General features: G+C 55.1%; 14 protein-coding genes and 1 pseudogene. 11 read left to right on the top strand and 4 right to left on the bottom strand.

What is annotated here, in order from left to right:
- Positions 1 to 16: 16 nt before the first annotated feature.
- From flgK to PSR63_RS15070, 11 genes and pseudogenes are all read left to right on the top strand, one after another.
- A complete protein-coding gene (flgK, locus tag PSR63_RS15115) occupies positions 17 to 1,717 on the top strand; it encodes a flagellar hook-associated protein FlgK (protein ID WP_274326508.1) in 1,701 nt (566 codons plus the stop codon).
- Between the two features lie 69 nt (positions 1,718 to 1,786).
- On the top strand, positions 1,787 to 5,524 hold the full coding sequence (gene flgL, locus PSR63_RS15110; protein ID WP_274326507.1) for a flagellar hook-associated protein FlgL: 3,738 nt from the start codon (positions 1,787 to 1,789) through the stop codon (positions 5,522 to 5,524).
- Between the two features lie 117 nt (positions 5,525 to 5,641).
- On the top strand, positions 5,642 to 6,082 hold the full coding sequence (gene fliW, locus PSR63_RS15105; protein ID WP_274326506.1) for a flagellar assembly protein FliW: 441 nt from the start codon (positions 5,642 to 5,644) through the stop codon (positions 6,080 to 6,082).
- Between the two features lie 214 nt (positions 6,083 to 6,296).
- Positions 6,297 to 6,521, top strand: coding sequence for a carbon storage regulator CsrA (csrA, locus tag PSR63_RS15100; protein WP_105354695.1), 225 nt, complete (start codon positions 6,297 to 6,299; stop codon positions 6,519 to 6,521).
- 693 nt (positions 6,522 to 7,214) lie between these two features.
- Positions 7,215 to 7,952 (top strand): annotated as a pseudogene (locus tag PSR63_RS28210) (flagellin); the annotation flags it as partial.
- Between the two features lie 429 nt (positions 7,953 to 8,381).
- On the top strand, positions 8,382 to 10,784 hold the full coding sequence (locus tag PSR63_RS15095; protein WP_443111097.1) for a flagellin: 2,403 nt from the start codon (positions 8,382 to 8,384) through the stop codon (positions 10,782 to 10,784).
- Between the two features lie 202 nt (positions 10,785 to 10,986).
- Positions 10,987 to 14,754, top strand: a complete 3,768-nt coding sequence (gene fliD / locus PSR63_RS15090) for a flagellar filament capping protein FliD (RefSeq protein ID WP_274326504.1) — start codon at positions 10,987 to 10,989, stop codon at positions 14,752 to 14,754.
- A 102-nt stretch (positions 14,755 to 14,856) separates the two neighbouring features.
- A complete protein-coding gene (fliS, locus tag PSR63_RS15085) occupies positions 14,857 to 15,420 on the top strand; it encodes a flagellar export chaperone FliS (RefSeq protein WP_274326503.1) in 564 nt (187 codons plus the stop codon).
- A gap of 146 nt (positions 15,421 to 15,566) precedes the next feature.
- Entirely contained in the window at positions 15,567 to 16,430 is an 864-nt protein-coding gene (locus tag PSR63_RS15080; RefSeq protein WP_274326502.1) for an MqnA/MqnD/SBP family protein, read from the top strand.
- Between the two features lie 113 nt (positions 16,431 to 16,543).
- A complete protein-coding gene (locus PSR63_RS15075) occupies positions 16,544 to 17,812 on the top strand; it encodes a M20 metallopeptidase family protein (protein ID WP_274326501.1) in 1,269 nt (422 codons plus the stop codon).
- A 10-nt stretch (positions 17,813 to 17,822) separates the two neighbouring features.
- Positions 17,823 to 18,971 (top strand): carboxylate-amine ligase, encoded by a 1,149-nt coding sequence (locus PSR63_RS15070; protein WP_274326500.1) that lies wholly within the window; start codon positions 17,823 to 17,825, stop codon positions 18,969 to 18,971.
- Between the two features lie 13 nt (positions 18,972 to 18,984).
- Here PSR63_RS15070 and PSR63_RS15065 read toward each other — a convergent pair whose 3' ends face one another.
- The 4 genes from PSR63_RS15065 to PSR63_RS15050 all read right to left on the bottom strand — a co-directional run bounded on the left by PSR63_RS15065 (position 18,985) and on the right by PSR63_RS15050 (position 22,695).
- Entirely contained in the window at positions 18,985 to 19,578 is a 594-nt protein-coding gene (locus PSR63_RS15065) for a thioredoxin family protein (protein ID WP_274326499.1), read from the bottom strand.
- A 103-nt stretch (positions 19,579 to 19,681) separates the two neighbouring features.
- Positions 19,682 to 20,464: a TatD family hydrolase gene (locus PSR63_RS15060; RefSeq protein WP_274326498.1), complete on the bottom strand. Its 783-nt coding sequence runs from the start codon at positions 20,462 to 20,464 to the stop codon at positions 19,682 to 19,684.
- An 82-nt stretch (positions 20,465 to 20,546) separates the two neighbouring features.
- Positions 20,547 to 20,987 (bottom strand): hypothetical protein, encoded by a 441-nt coding sequence (locus tag PSR63_RS15055; RefSeq protein ID WP_274326497.1) that lies wholly within the window; start codon positions 20,985 to 20,987, stop codon positions 20,547 to 20,549.
- Between the two features lie 22 nt (positions 20,988 to 21,009).
- Positions 21,010 to 22,695 (bottom strand): NADH-quinone oxidoreductase subunit N, encoded by a 1,686-nt coding sequence (locus PSR63_RS15050; RefSeq protein ID WP_274326496.1) that lies wholly within the window; start codon positions 22,693 to 22,695, stop codon positions 21,010 to 21,012.
- Between the last annotated feature and the right edge of the window lie 15 nt (positions 22,696 to 22,710).

The following is a 22,710-nucleotide window of genomic DNA, read 5'->3' as shown; positions in this document are numbered from 1 at the left end:
AACGAGGTAAACAAGGATGTCTCTATTTAGCTCACTACAACAAGCGAACAATGCCCTGCAAGCAGCCCAGGTCGGACTGCAAGTCACGGGCAACAACATCGCCAACGTCAACACGCCGGACTACCTTCGCCAGCGCGTGATCTATACGCCTGCGCCGACGCAGGCGATTGGCAACTTGCGTCTGGGGCTGGGCGTCCGAGTCGAGGCGATCGTTCAGCAGGTCGATCAATTCCTGGAAGAACGGCTACGTGGTTCACGAAGTGATCTGGCCAAGGGAGAGGCCGAAGAGAACACATTTACCCAACTGGATGCCCTGATCGGCGAACTGAGCGATACCGATCTCAGCACTTCCCTCAATAACTTCTTTGGTTCGATCAACGATATCCTCAACCAGCCGGAAGACTTGGGCGTTCGCAACTTGACCATTCTTCGTGGTCAAACGCTAGCGGACGATATTTCTCGACTGTACCAGCGTGTTCGCCAGGTACAACTGGATACAAACGATCGAATCCGCGACGCGGCCGGGACCATCAATGGACTGCTGACCGACATCGCCGAAGTCAACAAAAAGATCACGACCATGGAAGGGGGCATCACCAAGAGTGATGCCGTGGGTCTCCGCGATCAACGTCAACGGAAACTAACCGAACTTTCCGAGCTGATAGGCATCCGAGCCGTCGAGCAGGAAAACGGCTCGGTATCTGTTTTCGCCGGTGGCGAATACCTGGTCACCGACGGGATTGCCCGGCAAGTTTACGCCGATGAAGAACCACGCGATGGAGCCAACTTTGTCGACATCAAGATCGTCGACTTTGAATCTCCCCTACAAACCGACACCGGCAAACTAGCCGGCCTGGTCAATTCACGCGATCATATTCTCGGGGACTTTCTCGGACAGCTCGACAACTTTGCCAAGTCGTTCGCCTTTGAGTTCAACAAGGTCTTCAGCAGTGGTCAGGGTCTGACCGGCTACGAATCCATTGAATCCGAACACTTTGTCAGTGCCGAGCAATGGGATGATGCCCTCGACCAGGTGGGGCTTCCGTTTACGCCTGAGAACGGTTCGTTCCAAGTCAAGCTGCTCAATCGACAAACAGGCGTTACCGAAACGCACGATATCTTCATCCAACTCAACGGCACCAACGAAGACACTTCACTCGAAGATCTCCGAGCGGCACTGGACGATATTGATGGACTCTCGGCAACCATCAGCCTAGAGGGTCAGCTTCAAATCAATGCCGATCAGCCGAACATCGAGTTTGCTTTCGCGGATGATACCAGCGGCGTATTGGCAGCCCTGGGTGTGGGTACGTTCTTCACAGGATCGTCCGCGACCGACCTCGGCGTGAACGAGATGGTTAGTGGAGATCCTTCCAAGTTCGCGGCTAGTAGTTCCGGCATCGGCAAAGATACGGACAACGCGGTGGCTTTGGCATCATTCTCTGAACGAGCACTCGACTCATTCAGTGGGACGACTGTCACGGCATTTTATAAAGACCTGGTCGGTGGAGTCGCCCAGACCGCCGCGGTCACGAAGGGAATCACCGAAGGTTTTCGCGTATTCAAAGATACGCTCGAAGGACAGAAGCTCGGCGTAAGCGGAGTGAACTTAGACGAAGAAGCGGTGCGAATGATCACTTTTCAACGTCAGTTCCAGGCATCATCCCGAATGATTGCAACGCTGGATGAACTATTAGAGGTTTTGGTCAACCTGTAAGGAGGGCCTCGGTCTGCGAGTCCTTGTTACTGAGCCACAGCTCAGCCTCGCGGCCACGGACACATATTCATGACACGTATTATCCCGGTACCCACAGGTCGAACGAGCGACTACCTACTGTCGCAGCGTCTCACCAATCAGATGTCGGCTGACCAGCTCGACTTGCTGCGCTTGCAAACGCAGTTGAGTACCGGACGTCGTGTGCTTTCTCTGAGTGATGATGCGCCTGCTGCCATCCGTGGCGTCACGCTTCAGTCGCTGCTGGAACAAAAAACGCAGATCCAAACCAACCTGATCACGAGCCAGTCGTACCTTTCGGCAACCGACGTAGCGCTGGCCAACGTTCAAACAACGCTGAACGACGTCAAAGGTTTGGCCGTTCGGCTCGCTGATACAACCTTTTCAGATACCGAACTTGCCGCAGCCGGCGAGCAAGTCGAGCGTGCTATTCAACAGCTGATGGACCTGGCCAATCAGCAGTTCCGCGGACGTTATCTCTTCGCAGGGTCAAACACCACGACGAAACCGTTTCAGACGCTCGATAGCGGCCTGATCGAATACCTCGGCAATACAACCGGCCTGCAAAGTTTTGCCGACATCGACTTGCTCTTCGATACGACCGTTAATGGTCACGACGCGTTTGGTGCGATCAGCCAACAAGTCAAAGGCATCGGCGACCTGAACCCCATCGTAACTGGCTCCACTAAGCTCTCCGACCTCCGGGGAGGGAAGGGGATTCAGAAGGGAAGTTTCCAGATTTCGGATGGTCTTGCGCCGCCGGTTACCATCGATATCAGCAAGGCGAACACGCTTAACGACGTGGTTCGCTTGATCGAGGCGAACCCGCCTGCGGGTCGTAAAGTGACGGCCCGGATCAGCGATACCGGCCTGATTGTCGACATCGACGACGCCGGCGGTGGCAACCTCACCATCCGCGAGTTGGGCGGAAGCCGCGTCGCCGCACAATTGGGCATTCTCAAAACAGACGGCAATCTTACCAATCCGATCGTTGGGGCCGACCTGAACCCACGGGTCACGCTGACCACGAAGGTCTCGAACCTGCTCGGTACCAAGTCCAATACGATCATTGAATACCCTGGCTCGAACAACGACATCATCATCAAAGCCAATGCCAACGGTGAGTCGCTCAACGGCACCAAGATTCAGTTGGTCGACCACAACCTGCTCAAAGCAGGTACCGGTATCACCCGTGGCAATGAAATCGTTACCAAGGGTTCCGATCTACTACGTCCTCAAGCAACGCTGAACCTGGACGGAGCCGACAACGACCTGCTGCTCACAGCAAATTCGACCGACGGCAGCCTGGATGGCGTGGAAATCATCATCGATGCTTCCAATGACATTGGCGACTCGGCCGTTATTGGCCCAACTACATTGGTGGACGGTGTCCCGACCATCACAGTCCAGGTCGACGACACCGACGAGACAAGCCTCCAGACATTAATGAATGCGTTTGCCATCGATGGTCGTTTTGCCGTCGGCAAGGCGAACACGGGGGAAGGCTTCAACCCTGCGAGTGCCGTGACCGCCGCCAACGATGGCACCTCGTCAACCGCTACGGTTACCACCCAGGCCGTGAAAGCCAGAGCCTCGCTGCCGCTGGTGGGTGGCGGCAACGATCTGACGCTGATCGCGAATCAAGCCGGCGATCTGTTTAACAACGTTGAAATCGTGATCGACGCCTCGAACAATCTAGGCGACGCCGCGACCGCGAGCTATTCGGACGACGGCACAACACGTCGGCTGACGATTCAGATCGACGACGACAACGAAACGACAGTTCAGTCGATTATCAACGCGATTGCCGCCGATGGAACCTTTTCCGTCACTAGCGATAACGGGAATGGCGAGTCGTTCAATCTGGCAGCAACGGTCAACGTGGCAAGTGCCGGCACGATCGGCAACACAGGAAACACCGGCGGCGATGTCGACGCCTACTATGTCCAGGTCGCCTCTGGCACGACCACTGCGGACGACCTGATCCGGGCCCTAAACAACAACGCGGCGTTCTCAGCTGACTTTACGGCCAGCATTGATGCGAAGGATACAACGGCCGAATTCCTGACCGCCAGCGGCGTGGTCAGTACTTCGGTCATTGGCAAAACGACCGGCGGATCAGGCACGACATTCGACAGCGAATCAGGGATCCAAATCCAAAATGGCACGGTCACTACGACCCTCGATTTCAGCGAAGTAGAAACCGTTGAGGACCTGTTGAACGTCTTCAATGGAAGTGGTGCCGGCCTGGTCGCCGAAATCAACGCTAATGGCAACGGCATCAATGTCCGTTCGAGCGTAAGTGGTGGCGACTTCTCGATCGGAGAAAATGGTGGGCAAACGGCCACACAATTAGGCCTGCGAAGCTTCACTACGGAAACACGACTTTCGGAACTCAACTTCGGTCGGGGTGTCACCGGTACCGATGGCACGGACTTGACGATCACCCGTAATGACGGCGTCGAACTGGAGATCGAGCTTTCAACGGCCAAAACCATCGGGGACGTGTTGAACCTGATCAATAATCATCCAGACAATCTGGATGGTCCCAATGCTTTGGTTGCACGGCTCTCTGAGTTCGGCAATGGCATCGAATTGATCGACGACAACCCGCCTGGGTTTGGCCGTCTCACGGTATCACAAGGCGTGCTTAGTCATGCCGGCGTTGATTTGGGGCTGATTCCCCCTGGTCAAATCGAAGCAACCGTTTCTGATTCGCCCGATGCTACGCCAGCCACGGCAATCGTTCAATTTGCAGAACCAGACGACGTCAATAATGCCTTTAAGCTGACCGCCCAGAACCCTGGTACCAGCTACAACAATATTCAAGTCGAGATTGTTAACAGCGCCGCCAGCGGCAATCAGGCCCTTGTCACGTTCGATGCAGCGACACAAAAACTGACGATCGATGTCGATCCGACCCTGACTTCCGCAAACACGGTAATCGCCGCGATCCAAGCCGAGGGGACATTTTCAGCGGAACTTTACGCGGCAGAAGATGCAACCAATGCAGGGACCGGGCTGATCACGCAAACCGGTGTTCTAGCAACGACCAATGGCGGAACGCCGGTAGCCGATTCAGCCGCAGCGACGGCCGACATCTCGTTTGCTTCGCCCGACAACCTCAATACGGCGTTCTCCCTGGTGGCTAAAATCCCGGGCACGCGCATGAACGACGTGCAGATCGTCTTTGAAGACTCTCTGTCGGGCGGTGTCCCGAGTGCGGTGTTCAATTCAGCAACCAAAACACTGACCGTTCAGATTGAAGCTGGCGTGACGACGGCCAACCAGGTCATTGCCGCGATCGACCAACAAGGCGATTTCGACGCGAAGTTGAACTTCGCCAATGATCTGAACAACTCTGGTAGTGGTATCATCAACGCGACAGGAACCGTCGGAACGACCGATGGCGGAAGTCCGGAAGTACTTCAAGGTCGCAATGTGAATCCCCAGGAGACCAAGGGCATCTTCAATTCGCTGCTGCGACTGAAGGACGCGATCGCAGCCAAAAACGTCCAGGAGGTCTCGCGAATCGCTGGACTACTGGAAGAAGACATTGAACGGCTCAGCTTTACCCGCGGGGCACTGGGTGCTCGTGATCAGCATGTGGATGTGCTCAAAGCGCGTGGTGAAGATGAAATCCTGGAACTGAAAACGAATCTGTCGTTGGAAATCGATGTCGATATCGTCCAGGCCATTTCGGAAATGACCGCTAAGCAGGCTTCGTTTCAGGCCTCGCTACAGATGACCGGCCAGCTCTATCAATTGACCTTGTTGGATTTTATCTAGTCCGACTTTGACGATTCTATGGATTCCTCCGGGCAATCGGTCGATAGAGAGAATAGGGCGTTTTCCTCGCGCCCTCTACTATTAAGCCGACAAGACTGTGTAAGGACGCCAGGGGCTATGGAATTTACAACCACTCGCTTCGGCCAGCTCGATATCCGCCAAGATGAGATCATCACCTTCCCAAACGGTATGATCGGATTCGACGATCATACGAAGTGGGCCATTCTGGCAGATGAATCCAACGAGTCGGTTGGCTGGTTGCAGTCGCTGGAAGATCCAGGACTCGCCTTCGCAGTGGTTAGCCCACGGCGATACATACCGTCTTACAAGGTGCGTATCAGCCCCGAGCAAGCCAGTTCGCTGCAAATCGATGCCGGCATGGAAACCTTTGTGCTGGTCGTCGTAAGTCGAGAGGACAGCTTGGTTACCGTCAATCTCCGAGCTCCTCTTCTGGTAAATCTCTCGCTTCAGATCGGCCGTCAGGTCATTACCACCGACGAACAGCCACTGCGGCACGTCATTGCGACTGAAACAATCCCTCTGCGTCGCAGCGCGTGAACAACCGGACTTGCCGTCAGAACAGTATCCACGGATTGAAAAGTGAATCCGTATCTCTAGGTGTCCGATACTCAACACGTCGAGTCATAGCAATGCACTGCTATCATTGCTGGCGAGCGACTGCATTCAGTGCAGTCATTCGGGGCTGGACGGAATCTTACAAGCACCAAATGCCCAATACCCTGATTGAAATAAAAGTAGGAAGGAGCCAGAGATGCTGGTACTCTCGAGGCACCGTGACGAAAGCATCATGATCGGCGACAATATTGTCATCACGATTGTGGACATTCGTGGAGATAAAGTTCGCTTGGGCATTGCTGCCCCTCAAGACATTCCTGTGCATCGCCAGGAAGTCTACGAGGCGATCAAGCGTGAAAACATGCAGGCCTCCGGCATGCAGCCGGAAGACACGGCCATGATGAAAAAGGGTCGCAAATAATTGCGGCCTTGCATCGGAGGTCGTCTATCCGTCAGCCAGGCGACCTCCTGATCCCTCTCCCTGAACACGTGTCCGCGCAGCAAATCCCACCTTGCGCTGCATGAATCTTCGGCAAGCCGCACGCCGGTACCGCACAGATTCCTCTCCCAGCGGATTTTCGGCGAAATAGTTTCGCGCGTAGCCTGACTTTCGTTCTGTAGGTTGTCCTATCGATCGGTTACACGCTACGCATGCGCAAACCGCTGGAAAACACGGCCAATCTGGCCCCTACGAATGGGCTTCTGCCAATCGCTTATCTCTCGGAACCCACCAACTTCATGGTCCGGTCGTAACGTCTAATCTGACGATGCGGAATGAGCAAGGGAAACAACTTCCGTCAACTCATACGTCAATGAAAAAGAATGTCTTTATCTCAAGCTAGTGTCAAAGTGTGACGATCTTCCCATTTAGACGTTTAGGAATCCTCGCGGAAGCTGCGCCGACCACGTAGCTAGCTCGGATAACAAGCGTTAAGCGGGGGCAGGCCTAAACTGGCTACGACGTTCGTAGAAAGCAACCGTGGCCAAAACTCGAGATTGACAATCGTTCGTTCCCATATTTCGGGGCTGCGTTTTGCAGCCGCACCAGCTGAGTCACGACTCCCCGTCTCGGTTGGAACCAAACGTAGTCCTCAACTAGGAGGGGTGTCTCAAAATGACCCGAATCAATACTAACGTCAGCTCACTCATCGCTCAGAACACGTTATCGCGTTCGAACAACGACTTGCAAACCGCTCTGGGTCGTTTGAGCACCGGTCTCCGGATCAACCGTGGTAAAGACGATCCGGCTGGTTTGATCGCCAGTGAAGGTCTGCGTAGCGACATCATCAGCGTGGAAAAGGCCATCACCAATAGTGAACGTGCCAACCAGCTGATCGCAACCGCAGACAGTGCACTTGGCCAGGTGAGCCAGCTGCTCAATGACATCCGTGGCTTGACTTCGGAAGCCGCCAATACGGGTGCCTTGAGTGAAGAGCAGATCGCTGCTAACCAGCTGCAGATCGACTCGTCGCTGGAAGCCATCGACCGTATCGCACAAATCACTTCGTTCCAAGGCAAGCGTCTGCTGGACGGCAACCTCGACTTCATCACCAACGGTGTGGATACCAAGTCGATCGAAGGCCTCCGCGTCGACCAAGCCAACTTCGGTTCGTTCAGCGAAATCGGCGTCTCGGTCAACGTCGTCAAGCAAGCGACCCGCGGTCAGCTCAACTACAACTTCGGAGCCATCGCTGAAGATCTCGTGCTGCAAATCGGCGGCGGCAACGGTACCGAAGCATTCAACTTCGCCAAGGGTTCGACCATCGAAGAAGTCGCTTCGGCCGTCAACCTGGTGTCGGACGCAACCGGCGTGGAAGCCATCGTTGAAACGGCTGCCACCAAGGGTACGCTGGTCGCTTCGAGCTATGGCGAAAACAACGACGTCCTGATCACCGCCAACGAAGCCGGCTTCGATGCTGGTGATGTTCGCATCAAATACACCAAAGGCACCTCGAGCACGACCAGCGCAACCTACACCGCTCCGGTTGGCGAAAACGCTGCTCAGATCGAAGTTGCTCTCGGCGTTCGTGATTACGAAGCCGCATCCGTCACCGTCGATACGGCTGGCACGGACAACGACTTTACGATCACTGCTGATCAGTTGGGCGCCGACTTCAATGACGTCAGCGTTATCTTTGCCGACGGTGCTAACACCGGCGAAGAAACTGCTGTCTTCGATGCTGACGCCAAAACGCTGACGATTACGAAGAACGCTGCGTCGACCGCTGCCGACATCGTCGCCGCGATCAACAATACGCACACGCTCGCTGACACCCCAACCGTGGTTATTGGTACGAACTCGGGTGGCAACTCGCTGTTCACCTTGACCTCGGACACGACCGGCCTGGCCAACGACGGTGTCACGATCAACTTCACCGACACCGTTACCGCTGGTGGTGAAACGGTCGCCTACGACAACAGCGATCCTGATAACGTGATCATCACGGTCGGCATCGAAGCTGGCGTGACGACCGCGAACCAAGTGATCACTGCATTGAATGGTGACGCCACGGTCGGCGGTTTGTTCACGGCTGCTGCCAACGTTACTGGTAGCGATGGTTCGGGTACGATCGCTGTCGCCGATAGTGGTGCAGTGACCGCAACCTCCAACAACGCCGCTACCGCTGCCTTGTTCACCGCCGCCTTGGTCGAAACTAACGGTACGGGTGCGGGAGCTGTGACCTTCACTGGTACCTACGGCACGGCAACCTCAGGTGGCATTGACGGTGGCGATGTTATCGCAACGGCCAACGACGTTATCGAAGCGATCAACAACGCTTCGGGCAATGACAAGGTCACCGCTTCATTGCAAGCCGGCAACAACGGGTATGGTGTTGTCTCTGAGTTCACCGACGTTGCTTACAGCGGTGTCGCCGAACAGAACAACGCTCTGCAGTTCCTGGCTCCTGAATCGAATCCAAACATTCGATTTGTTTCCAACCCAGGTACAGGCCTGAGCATCGACACCTCGACCGATCCTCGCGTCGAAGGTTACTCGACCTCGGTTATCCAAAATGACGATGCCAACGGCAGCTTTGAAATCAGTGCCAAGCTGAAGGGCACCGAATTCGACGGCTATTCGATTAGCTTCGTCGATAACGCTTCAGTTACCGGTGGTGGCAATGAATACGCTGTTCTCGACAAAGAGAACAAGACCATCACGATCAACATCGAAGATGGTGTGTCCACTGCGGAAGACGTGCTGTCGGCCATCAACGATGACGCCTATGTGAGCCAGTACTTTGAAGCATCGAACTTTGGTTCGAGCGACGGGTCCGACGCGATCACGATTGCTGATCTCGACATTCCGACGGCTACCACGGGTGGCGTTTCCTCGGAAGGCACGTTGATCATCAACCTGGCCACCGACGAAAATGGAACGATCACGACCACCGCAAATGATCTGATCGCCTTCTTTGATGATCCTAGCCAGTTCATTGATGACGCGACGGAAGCTTCCAACACGGCTTCCTACCTGGCCGATCGTGGCATCAGCGTGACGAACGTTGGTGAAAGCGATGGCTCGGGCGTCCTGGCTGTCACCACCGAAGACATCACTTTCGCTACCAGTGGAACGGACCTCGAAGATGCTCAAGCATCCGGTACGACCACGGCAGTCAATGGCGAAAACGCTCAGCTGACGCTGACGGCCGTCAATGGTGGTGCCGACTACGACGACGTCACGATCCAGTTCGTCGCCGATGGTGGTGTGACCGCTGGTACAGACGAACGTGCTGAATACGACGCCGCATCGAAGACGCTGACGTTCTTCATCGAAGAAGGTGTGACGACGGCTGCTGACCTGGAAGACATCTTTGATTCCGGTGATGCAAACTACGATGCCGACATCGCAGCTCTGTTCAATGCTACCGCTGGCGGAACCGGTGCTGGCGTTGTTACCGTTGACGACACGGCAACGCTGACCGGTGGTGTTGTCGACAGTGGTAGTGTCCAAGGTGCCGCACTTCAGGGCAACTCAGATCTTGAAAACACTGGTTTGACCTTCCAGGCAACTCGATACGGTTCGGACAGCTTCGTGAGTGTGAAAGCACTCAGCGGAACGTTCCACCTGACGAACGAAAGCGGTGCCGCTGCTGACCGTTCGGAAGGTACCGACGTCGACGTCCGCATCAACGGTATCCAAGCCGTCGGTGATGGTCTGAAGGCTTCGATCAACACCTCGTCGCTCGACTTGAGCTTCTCGCTGAGTGCTACGGTTGGTGACAACACGAATCTGAGCTTCCAGATCTCGGGTGGTGGTGCCTTGTTCCAACTGGGCCCAGACGTGGTCAGCAACCAGCAAGCCCGCCTCGGCATCCAGAGCGTCAGCACGGCGACCCTGGGTGGTGTGAGCGGTCGTCTGTTCGAGCTGCGTTCCGGTGGTTCCAAGAGCCTGACCTCGGACGTTGGTGCTGCTGCCAAGATCGTTGACGAAACGATCACGGTTGTTACCCAGCTTCGCGGTCGCTTGGGTGCATTCCAGAAAACGACTCTGGAATCGAACATCTACACCTTGAACGACACGCTGGCCAACCTGACCGAAGCAGAAAGCTCGATTCGTGACGCGGACTTCGCCGCTGAATCGGCCAAGCTGACTCGTTCGCAGATTCTGGTCCAGTCGGGTACCTCGGTGTTGGGTATCGCAAACCAGAACCCACAAAACGTCCTGAGTCTGCTCCGTTAAGAAGCAACTCAGCTCCAATAAAAGGAAAACGCCCGGCCATTTGGCCGGGCGTTTTTCGTTGGTGACCGCATCGATCAAAACTACCTAATCGGAAAATTCCTCCAGCCTATGGCCGCAGATGGTCGATAAAGGAGACTAGCGCGGGGTAGATTTCTGCGGAACTATTGCGTGAGCGACGGCTCACCCATGCGACACGAAGCAAATGGCAGGCATTCAGGCCAATACTGGTTTAATCACGGGCATTCCCATCGCGGAAACGGTCAAGCAATTGCTTGCGATCGAAGCCCGTCCGCGCGATTTGCTGGTCACCCGCACTGAGGCTATCAATGACGAAGCAGCAGCGATTGCCGAACTAACAGCTAGTGTCTTGAGCTTTCAGTTCACGGCTAGGAAGTTCGAGAAGACCTCGCTCTTCAACACGTCTAAAGCGACCAGCAGCAATACAACGTTTCTCTCGGCCAATGTTACCGGTACGCCCAAGACGGGCAACTACCAGTTTACGCCCATCCGGACGGCTCAATCGCAACAACTGTTGAGCTCTGGCGTTGCTTCCCTTGATCAGCCGCTGTCTGCCGGAAAGATCCAGATCAGCCACGGTCCAAGGCTCGACGACGGGCTCTCGCTCGACCAACTCAACGGGGGACAAGGCGTCCAGCGTGGCAAGATTCGCATCACCGATCGCAGCGGAAGTAACGCTGCTGTCGACTTGAGCTACGCCCAGACGATCGACGATGTCCTGGATGCGATCAACAACAACGATGACATTCAGGTCACGGCAACCGTTGACGGCGATCACATTAAACTGACCGACAATACTGGTCTGACGACCTCGAATCTCATTGTTCAATCCGTCGGAAGTAGCAGCACGGCTGCCGACCTGGGTCTGGACGGAATCAACACCGCGTCGAACACGGCCACGGGTGCTGATCTACTGAGCCTGCATGCCAACACGCTGCTTTCCTCACTGAACGATGGAAACGGAATCAGTGTTAACCGCAGCGCGGCAGATCTTTCGGTTTCTTTACGTGACGGAACATCGCTCGAAATCGATCTGGGCAAAGCGGCTGCCCCTGAAGACTTCGCGACAGCCGCAGCGAAGTCAGGCGATGCCCGCCTCAGCTTCACATCGGTGCAAAATGGCAGCGCCTACGACGGCGTCCAAATCATTTTCCAAGACAATGGATCGGTGACTCAAGGCAGTGAAACGGTCGTCTTCGACGGCAATGCCAAGACGTTGACCTTTCAAATTGACGCCGGCAACACAACGGCAGCCGACATCATCACGGCGTTGGAAAACGACGTGACTGCTAGTACTTACTTCTCGGCCGAGACCGTGAACAATGGCCTCGGCGATGGGATTATTGACCCCAATAAAGACTCCGTAACTACCGCCGGCACGACCGGTACCGCCACCGCCACAACAACCTCGGTCGACCCGAACGCTGCGATTACCCTGACCGCCGCCGGTACCGGTGGAACTTATGATGACGTTACGATCGTCTTTGTCGACGACGCAGGTGTCACCGCAGGCGCGGAAACGGTCACCTACGACGACTCGGACCCGAACAACAAAACGCTTACAGTTCGGATTGATGCGGGCAACTCGACCGGCACGAACGTCATTGACGCCATCAATGGTGACCCGACGGCAAGTGCCTTGTTCACTGCCTCAAACGGCAGCGGCAGCGATGGAAGCGGCTTGGTGGACCTTACCGATACGGCGGTAACCACTGGCGGCGTGCTGCTATCTTCGGCGACCACGCCTGACGACGCTGCCAATGGCCAAGTCAACCTGACCGCCAAGGTGAAAGGCGCCGAATACGATGGCTATCAGATTTCCTACGTAGCCGATGGTTCGGTCACCCAGGGAAATGAAGTCGTCGAATTCGACGCAGATGCCAAAACAATCACTGTTCGGATCGCGGAAGGCGAGACGACGGCGGATGACGTGGTGACGGCCCTCAATGGCAGTACGGCTTTCGCAGCGACATTCACTGCCTCCAAGCCTACCAGTGCTACCGGCGACCGGATCATCGACGCCTCGATCGTTGCGACAACCGACAACGGTGAAGCGAGCGAAGCTTCGGAACCACAAACGCTCGGCGAATTGATCGACACCATCAATGCCATCGATCCTTCGAAACTGCGAGCGCAGATCAGCGACGATGGCGATAGCATCGAATTGATCGACCTGTCGACTGACAACGGCGGGACATTCGCGGTCAGCAGTATCAACAATAGTTCCACGGCAGAAGACCTGGGACTGACCGGAACGGCCTCAGGCGGCACACTTACCAGTCGCAGACTTCAGGCGGGCCTGAAAACGACCCTGCTAACCACGCTCAATGGTGGCCAAGGCTTGGGCACGCTTGGCACGATCGCACTTACCGATCGCAGTGGCAGTTCGGCAAATGTCGACTTGTCCTCAGCCGAAACGATCGAAGATGTGATTGAATTGATCAACGCATCTGGCCTGGCCATCAATGCCAAGGTCAATGCCTCGGGAACAGGCATTTCGCTGACTGAAACAAGTGGTTCTTTCACCAGCAACTTTATTGTCGCCAACGCCGACGGAACCAACAGCGCCGAACTGCTCAATATCGAGCATGACTCAACCAGCTTGACCGTAAACTCAGGCAACCTCGGGCGTCAGTTCGTCAACGAAGACACCAAGCTCGACGATCTCAAAGGTGGTGAAGGGATCGAGCGAGGCAAGTTCCTGATCAAGAACAGCGAAGGCAATACGCGACTCTTCGACCTGACCGATACTTCGATTGAAACGGTCGGAGACCTGATCGATAAGATCAACGCCGAGCTGTCGCTGAACGTCGAAGCCCGTATCAACGATCGTGGTGACGGCATCGTCCTGATCGACAAGACCTCAGGCTCAGGCACGCTGACCGTAACCGAAGGCAGTGGCATCAATACGGCCGCAAGTCTCGGAATACTTGGCTCCGGTGTCGAAAAGGAAGTGGACGGCGTTACCCGAACCGTCATCGAAGGATCAGAAGTCACGACCATCGACATCGAAGCCGGTGAAACCCTGCAAGATGTCATCGACAAGATCAACGATGCCGACATCGGACTTTCCGCAAGTTCGCTCAATACGGGTTCTGGCACGAACCCAATTCGCATGTCGTTGACCAGCACGATTTCGGGGCGCAAAGGACGAGTCGTCATCGACTCGAGTCAGTCGCAATTCCGTTTTGATGAGATCGTCGAGGCTCAGGATGCCCTCTTGTTGTTTGGCTCTGCCAGTAATGCAGCCGCCGGTATCCTGACTTCGTCCTCCACGAACAAATTCAGTGAAGTGTTGGAAGGCGTCTCGCTGACCGTCAATGCTCCGTCCGAATCGGCCATCAACGTAAACGTACAGGTCTCGGACGAACCGCTGGTCAAAGCTGCCCAGGAATTCGTCGATCAGTACAATGCCTTGCGTGACAAGCTCGATGCACACACCTTCTTCAATGAATCGGACAACTCGACAGGGATTCTGTTTGGATCGAACGAAGCGCTGCGAGTCGATACCGAACTTGGCAACCTGATCACTTCCCGCTTGGTTGGTAACGGCAAGTTCCAGTCGCTTGAACAGCTTGGCTTCGAGTTCAACGATACCGGCAAGTTAAGCCTCAACTCGACCAAACTCAAAGCTGCATTTGAAGACGATCCGGAAGCCGTCGAGACTTTCTTTACTCGAGAAACAACCGGTTTCGCTCATAAGGTCTTCAATCTAACGGAACAATTTGCTGGTGCCGGCAGTTCGTTGCTGGTCAGCCGGGCCCAAACACTGCAGGCCCGTGCCGAACTGAACACCGATCGTATCAAGGCCATGACCGATCGATTGGAGCGCAAGTCCGAGCAGCTTCTCAAAGAGTTTTATAACCTGGAACTGACCATCGGAAAGCTGCAAAACAACCAGACGGCACTGAGCCAGATTCAGTATATTGCGCCCGACGGTAGCGCAGGGTAATTGCCGCGTAGGTGGATGTTTCCTCGCAAGACATCCGGCGTACTGGTCGATATTACCGATAGACCCAACTCTTCGACCCTCGACTGACCCAAGTTGGTATCCATGAGCTTTGCTAGCGATTCGACAGAAAACTATCTGGAAACGGAAGTCCTCACGGCAACTCCCCAAAAGCTTCAGTTGATGATGATCAACGGGGCGATTCGTTTTGCCTATCAAGCTCGGCAACTGAGCGAACAGCAAGAGAAGGAAGAGGCCTGGGAACGCCTGATGCGTTGTCGAGAAATCGTCGCGCAGATTCTGTGCAGCATCAAGAATGATGGCAGCGAATTGATGCAGAATGTTGCCGGGATCTACTTCTTTCTGTTTCAGGAACTCACCGATCTACATGCCAAAGACGAGTACAACCGTCTCGATGGCGTCCTGAACGTTCTAAATGAGGAACGGCAAACCTGGGAAGAGCTCTGCCAACAGATGCCCGAGGCTCCTGAGCGTCCCAGTGAAAGCGAGCGAGAAATCACCTCTTCCGATGCGGAAGAAATGATGGGAACGCCCGAAGAGATTACCAATTCCGAGGCGATCGAGCAGCGTCCACCTAGCTCGTATGGCTACGATAGTGGTGCCGACTACTACCCCAACTCTGGTGGCGGCATCTCATTTGACGCCTAATCGCGTTACAGAGCGTAACTTACGCCCAAAAAGGCGTGTTATCCGGCCAGATTCGCACCGGTTCCCTGGTTGATGGAAAACACCAATCCACGCAACAATGGATGGTTTGATTTTTACTGCTTCACCCCAACCAGGGACCTAGTATCTTGGCCGAGAAAAAACTGATCCGCGTTGGGCACAGTCCTGACCCGGACGATGCCTTCATGTTCTACGCTTTGGCCTGCGACAAGATCGATACCGGCAACTATCGGTTCGAGCACGAATTGGTCGATATTGAAACGCTCAACCGGCGCGCCTTTTCTGGCGAGTTGGAATTGACCGCGATCAGCATCCATGCGTACGCTCACTTGCATGACAAGTATGCGATCTGTTCGTGCGGTGCAAGCATGGGGGACAACTACGGCCCCATGGTGATCGCCAAGCAGAAGTTCACGCAAGATGAGTTGAAGACCAAGACGATTGCCGTCCCCGGTACGCTGACATCGGCCTTCCTTGGATTGCGGATGTATCTGGGACAGGAATTTGAGCACGTCGTGGTCCCTTTCGACGAAATCATCGAAGTCACCGCGGCCGGCGAGTACCAAGGCAAGCAAGTTGATGCCGGTCTGATCATTCATGAAGGTCAGCTCACCTACCAACGCCAAGACTTGCAATTGCTTGTCGACCTGGGCGTGTGGTGGCACGATCGTACCGATGGCCTTCCACTTCCGTTAGGCGCCAACGGCATTCGCAAGGACCTGGGCGATGAGACCATTCGGGAAGTTACTCGTCTGCTGAAAGAGAGCATCGTCTACGGCCTGGAACATCGTCAGCCAGCGCTCGATTACGCGTTGCAATTCGGTCGTGGCCTCGACAATCAACTCGCCGACAAGTTCGTCGGGATGTACGTCAATGACTGGACGATCGACTTCGGCGAGCGTGGCCGCGAGTCGGTGACTCGCTTCTTGAAGGAAGGCTACGAAGTAGGAGCCATTCCTGAATTGATCACGCCGGAATTTGTTGACGGCTAGTCGGCCAAGGTCAGCGCGGAATTCCTTTCCAAATTGATGGTGATCGGTACTCCAATTGCATGTTAATATTGGAGTACCGAGATTCACTGACTTGACAGGAAAGTTCCCGCAGCATGACAGCTTGGCAATCGCGACTGAGTGCGGAGATCGACCAGAATAGCGATCACCTCGTTCAATTTCGCCGTAACTTGCATCGCTTTCCCGAAGTTTCTGGCGAAGAATTCCAGACTAGCCTCTCTCTCTATCAAATCCTGGGCGACCTAGGTCTATCGGTCCGCATGGGACCCGAAGGTCGTGGTGTTATCGCTGATCTCGACACCTTTGAAGGCGAAGGTTCTACCGCCATCGCACTACGGGGTGACATCGACGCCCTCCGTATTCATGACTGCAAAAAGGTCGACTATTGCAGCCAGGTCGACGGCGTCATGCATGCCTGCGGTCACGACGCCCACACCACGCTGGTCCTCGGGGCGGCAGAGGCGATCCAAGCGTTAGCGAAGAACAACGAACTGCCCTGGCCGGTCAGGGCTCGCTTTATCTTTCAGCCTGCGGAAGAAACCTGCGTGGGCGCGAAAGCGATGATCAAGGCCGGAGCTCTCGAAGATGTTTCGGCCATCTTCGCGACGCACATGGAGCCTGGCCTTCCCTTTGGCAAAGTCGGATTTCGCAAAGGTGAGCTTACCGCCAATTGCGAAGAGATTCGCATCACTATCCATGGCTCTAGTGGCCACGGAGCCCGGCCCTACGAAGCCAACGATCCAATTGCCGCTGCGGCTCAACTGATCAACACGCTCTATCTGGCGTTACCTCGCGTCACGCAAACACACGAAGCGGTTGTCGTCAGCTTTGGACAGATTCATGGCGGAACGAGTGCCAACGTCATCCCTGAAACAGTCGAACTGCAGGGCACCATGCGAACCCTGCAGGCTCAGACACGCACCGAGACGATCCGCCACATCCACCGGATTGCCGACGGTATTGCGATGGCCACCCAAACGGAAATTGAGGTCAGCTTCGACCTGGGAACGCCTGCGGTTCGAAATGATGGCAACGTGATCGACTTGCTAAGAGAGAACTGTGTCGAGCTACTAGGCATGCCTGCGATCTACGATGTCCCGCGCGCCAGCATGGGAGGGGAAGACTTCGCGTTCTACCTGGACCATGTGCCGGGAGCCATGCTTCGGCTCGGTTGTGCCATCCCAGGTTCAAGTAACTGGCCGCTTCTGCACAGCACAAAGTTCGATATCGATGAACGTGTTTTGCCCCTGGGAGCCAACTTACTTGCTCGCAGCGTGATTGCCTGCTTCGAGCCTGGCTCGCGATTCAATACCCGACTGCTACAGTCTCGGACGACTTCTTCTCCCGATTCGGCTTCAGACTAGGATGCCCCACATGTCGAAAATTGAGTTTCGCGCCAACAATTACCCGACCCTTGGTGTTGAGTTGGAATTAGGTCTGGTCGATAGCAAGACGATGCACCTATCGTCCGCCGTTCAGACGATCCTCGATCAATTGCCGGAAGAGGAAAAAGGGCAGTACAAGCCCGAACTGATGCAGTGCTGCCTGGAGATCAACACAGGCATATGCCACACCGTTGGCGAAGCCGAACAGGATCTTTCCGACAAGATCAAGCGCATCGAGACGGTTCTCGACAAGTTGGGGCTGAAACTTTGGTGGGCTGCCACGCATCCCTTCTCGCGATGGAAGGATCAACAAGTCACACCCAACCAGCGTTACCTGGACTTGCTGGAGCTTCTGCAAGAGATGGCCAGACGCCTGGTCACCCAAGGTTTGCATGTGCATGTCGGGGTCGAATCTGGCGACAAAGCGGTCATGCTCTGTGATCGCATCATGCAATACCTTCCTCTGCTGTTGGCCCTTTCCAGTTCGAGCCCTTACTGGGAAGGACGCGACACAGGCCTGTCATCTCATCGCAGTAAGATCATGGAAGGATTGCCCACCGCTGGCATTCCGACCCTGATGCGTAACTGGAGTGAATACGTATGGATCGTGAATCACATGGTCGATACTGGCTTTATCAATACCATCCGGGAAATCTGGTGGGACGTTCGCCCTCACCATAACTTTGGAACGGTTGAAGTTCGCATCTGTGACATGCCGGGCAGCCTGGAAGATGTGCTGGCTCTGACCGCCATGACCCAGTGCCTGATCGTGTATCTTTCGCGACAGATCGACGAAGGAGCCTACCAACACGATTGTCACCCAATGATGGTTCGACAGAACAAGTGGCGTGCGGCCCGCTTTGGCACTGCGGCCCGCTTGGTTAACTCGTTCACGTTCGATGTCGAAACGGTGCCTGAGATGACCAAGCGTCTGGTGACCAACCTGGCACCGGTCGCCAAACGGCTTCAATGTGCCGACCAGCTTGAACACTGCAACGTCATCGCAAATCGCCCTAGCTGGGCAGCGCAGCAGCGGAAGTTGTTACAAGAAACAGGATCAGCGGCCGAGATGGTCCGCATCCTGTCTGAAGGAGCAAGACTATCCAAGGCCGCTGGTTCCGAAGAATCAACCGTTTGACCGAATCGGTCCACTAAGCCGCACCGGCGGGATTGAAGTATTCCGGTTCCTTCCCGGCGATCCATTTGATGTTGCAGCCGATGCTGGGCATGTGTGGTTCCGGCACAGGATTGCCTGCGGCTACGGCATCAACCGCCTTGCGAAGATCGTCGCCAGAGACAGCGATGTCGTTACCTGGACGGCTGGCGTCGAACTGCCCGCGATAAGCAAGCTTCATCTCGCCGTCAAAGACATAGAAGTCCGGCGTGCAGGCCGCTTTGTAGGCTTTGGCAACACTCTGATCTTCGTCATACAGGTAAGGAAACGTGTAGCCGCGGTTTTCGGCTTCGTGAACCATCTGTTCTGGGGAATCGTCCGGGTAGTTGGCAACGTCGTTGGAACTGATCGCCACTACGGCAACACCCTTCGCCTGGCATTCACGACCAAAGTCGGCCAAAGCATCTGCCAAATGTTTCACGAATGGACAGTGATTGCACATGAAGATCACGACCAATGCCTTGGCATCTGCAAAGTCAGCAAGCGAGACCGTCTTCGAGTCGACGTTCAGAAGGGAAAAATCGGGAGCAGGCGTTCCCAGCGGAAGCATGGTACTGGCGGTCTTAACCATCGGAAAGTTGTCCTAGGGTAGGGGAAGCAAAAAGTCGTGAGTCGATTCCGTATTCTAACGCAGTCGCAGGCTCTCTCAACCGCAGGCAGTCGTAGCGGCAACTTTACGATTCCGCGATGCCGAACAGCTTTCGCGCGTTTGCCGTCGTGATACTTGCCATCTCCGAGGGTTCAACACCCCGCTCATTCGCCAGACATGTTCCCGTGTGAACAACGAGTGCCGGCTCATTGGGCCTCTGTTTACGGCATGGCTCAGGGCTCAGGTAAGGACAGTCGGTTTCTACGAGTAAACGATCGACTGGAATCGTTTTCGCCACGTCGCGAAGCTCCTGGTTCCTCTTGAACGTCAGCATTCCTGCAAAGCTAATATGCATGCCACACGCGACACCTAGTTCGGCCAACTGGGCGTTGCCAGTATACGAATGCAGAATTCCGGAAAGCGGCCCCTCTTTCTTCGAGGACTCTAACCACTCGATGATGTCATCTTCACAATCTCGCATGTGAATCACGAGCGGCTTCTTGTACGCCCTCGACTTTTCCACATGCCACTGCAGGTACTCTTTCTGAAGTTCGATCGGGGCGAAGTCCCAGTATCGATCGAGGCCTGTCTCTCCAACGGCGACCACCTTGGGATGAGAAATCAACTGCTCAACCTGATCGAGATCGCCATCTTTGGCCTCGGCACTATGATTGGGATGAATCCCCACCGAAGCGTAGACCTGTGGAAATCGCTCGGCCAGCTCGACGCAGATCCGGCTATCTTCCAGAGTGGTACCGATGGCCACAATCGTCCCCACGCCCGCCTCTTGGGCTCGAGACAATACGTCCTCAATTTGCGGCAGGAGCCCTTCGTCGAACAAATGGGCGTGCGTGTCAATCCATTCCACGTTGGTTACTCTTCTCTCAGCTTAAAACAGCGAATAAGAAACGGTCCATGGTAACGCGGACGAAGCTGCGACGAAACGACCGTTACGCTTTCATCGCAGGCGAATCGCCGTTTGCCTCGGCCAGGTTCTCCAGATGCCCCATAGCCATCCCAATCGCCATATTCACCAAGAGATACGACGACTGATCTCGATCCATCCAGCTGGCAATCTCTTCCAAAGTCTTCAGCAGGCGACGCTCGTAATGCATTAGTTCCTGCAGAATAAAGTCGAGAGAAAGATCGTTCAGGTCGGTATAGTTCATCGGAAAATCGCCCAGCATCACGGGCCGGTCATCCGCTTCAAGAACTCGCAGAATTCGCTGGACCAGGTCGTGATGGTCGGCTGCGATATCTTCGATGATGGCCGCGTTCGCTTCGCTACCGCTCCTTACCCAGGGACGCGCATACGTCAAATAGGTCGGCAATGAACGATGATGCAAAGCGGCGACCTGGTTCAGCAATTCAAATTGTTTGGCAGGTAACATTAGCAGCAATACACCTTCAGCATCACGAGATCAAACCGAGAACGGCCTGCTGAATCCAAACGTTCAGAAAATCCCAACCGACAATCAACACCATGACAGGCACCGCTAACAACCACAGATAGCCTGCCTGCAGAATACTCGGCGAACTTCGCAACGGTGCCGTGTCCGCTTCGGCCGAGTCGATCGTCATCGTTTTCACGATCCGAAGATAGTAGAACAAGCTGATCGCCGTGTTGACGCAACCAATCACAAGCAAAGCGACCAGGTACGTTTCGCCACTTGCCAGGTATCCGCGAGCTAGTCCGGCAAAGACTGCAAACTTGCCAATAAAACCGGCCAGCGGCGGAAGACCGACGAGACTGACCAGCATCACCGTCAGGCAAATCGTGAACGACTTGCTGCGATGAATCATCCCGGCATAGTCGCGAATCTCTTCACTTCCGGTGACATCACGGACCATGGCCACGACGGCGAACGCTCCGAGATTCATCAATAGATAAACGGCAATATAAAGTGCCAGATAGCCAACACACTGGCCGGCCACGTAGGTATCGATTGAGACGAGAGCGAGCACGGCAGGCACAGCCATCATCATGTAGCCTGCGTGCGCAATTGTGGAATAAGCCAAGAGCCGCTTGATGTTTGTCTGAGCGAAGGCTGCTAGATTTCCAAACGTACAAGTTACCGCCGCCATCACGGCAATCACCCAAGCGACTAAGTTTTGCACAGAACCCAATGCCAGGCCAACTAACTCGGCAGAGTCAGGAACGTTCAACTCACTTCCATCGCCCCATGAAATCAACTCAAGGGGAGCACTTTCCAAGCACGTCAGTCCGACTGACAAGCGAACCAAAAGTGCCAAGGCGGCAGCTTTCGATGCCACCGAAAGGAACGCGCCAACTTCGGCGGTCGCCCCTTCAAACACATCGGGACACCACTGATGAAACGGAACGGCCGACAGTTTGAACGCCACACCCACCAGAATCATCAGCATGGCCATCACCAGGATCACGCTCTCAGCCGGCGTGATTCCGGCGGCTGCCATTTGCGCGAGGTGCAACGCCATCGTTGGCACATGCGCCGAATTCAGCATGCCGGCCAGTAGACTGATTCCATATAACATCACCCCAGCGGTGCCTGCCCCGTACACGGCATACTTCAGCGCGGCCTCCGATCCTTTTCGATCGTGACGATGGATCGCCACCATGGCATACGAAGGAACCGAAGCCATCTCGATCGCAAGGAAGATCATCAACATATGGTTGGCCGACACCATCAGGCACATCCCCAGGGCCGAACCTAAGACAAGCGTCGAGAAGTCAGGGCTATCGGGCTTGCGATGTGCCCGGGTCAGCTTTACGAGAACAAAGAAGAGCAGCAGGAAGACCAGTAAGAATGTCTTGATGACAACCGTGAATCCATCGTGAACAAGCATGCCGGTGAAGATTTCTACCCGCGGCATCTCACCGATGCTGACCATGCGAGCCGGACTTTGCGAAATGTCCCAAGGGGCCAGCGGCGACAACACACAAAGGGCAACCAGCGTTCCTAGCAGAGCGAACCAGGTCGAGTCGATTCGCTCAGAAAACGGGAACATGCGAGCCAAGAGAATCACAACAATCGTCACGCACAATACCAGCTCTACCCCAAACCCGGGGAGGCTGGCAAAGGTATCGGACGTCAGGTGATTCACAAGGGTGAAGAACATGCAGGCTGTGATTCT

It is taken from the genome of Bremerella sp. P1 (genome assembly GCF_028748185.1).
Classification (GTDB): domain Bacteria; phylum Planctomycetota; class Planctomycetia; order Pirellulales; family Pirellulaceae; genus Bremerella.
This window is presented reverse-complemented; position numbering and strand designations above follow the sequence as displayed.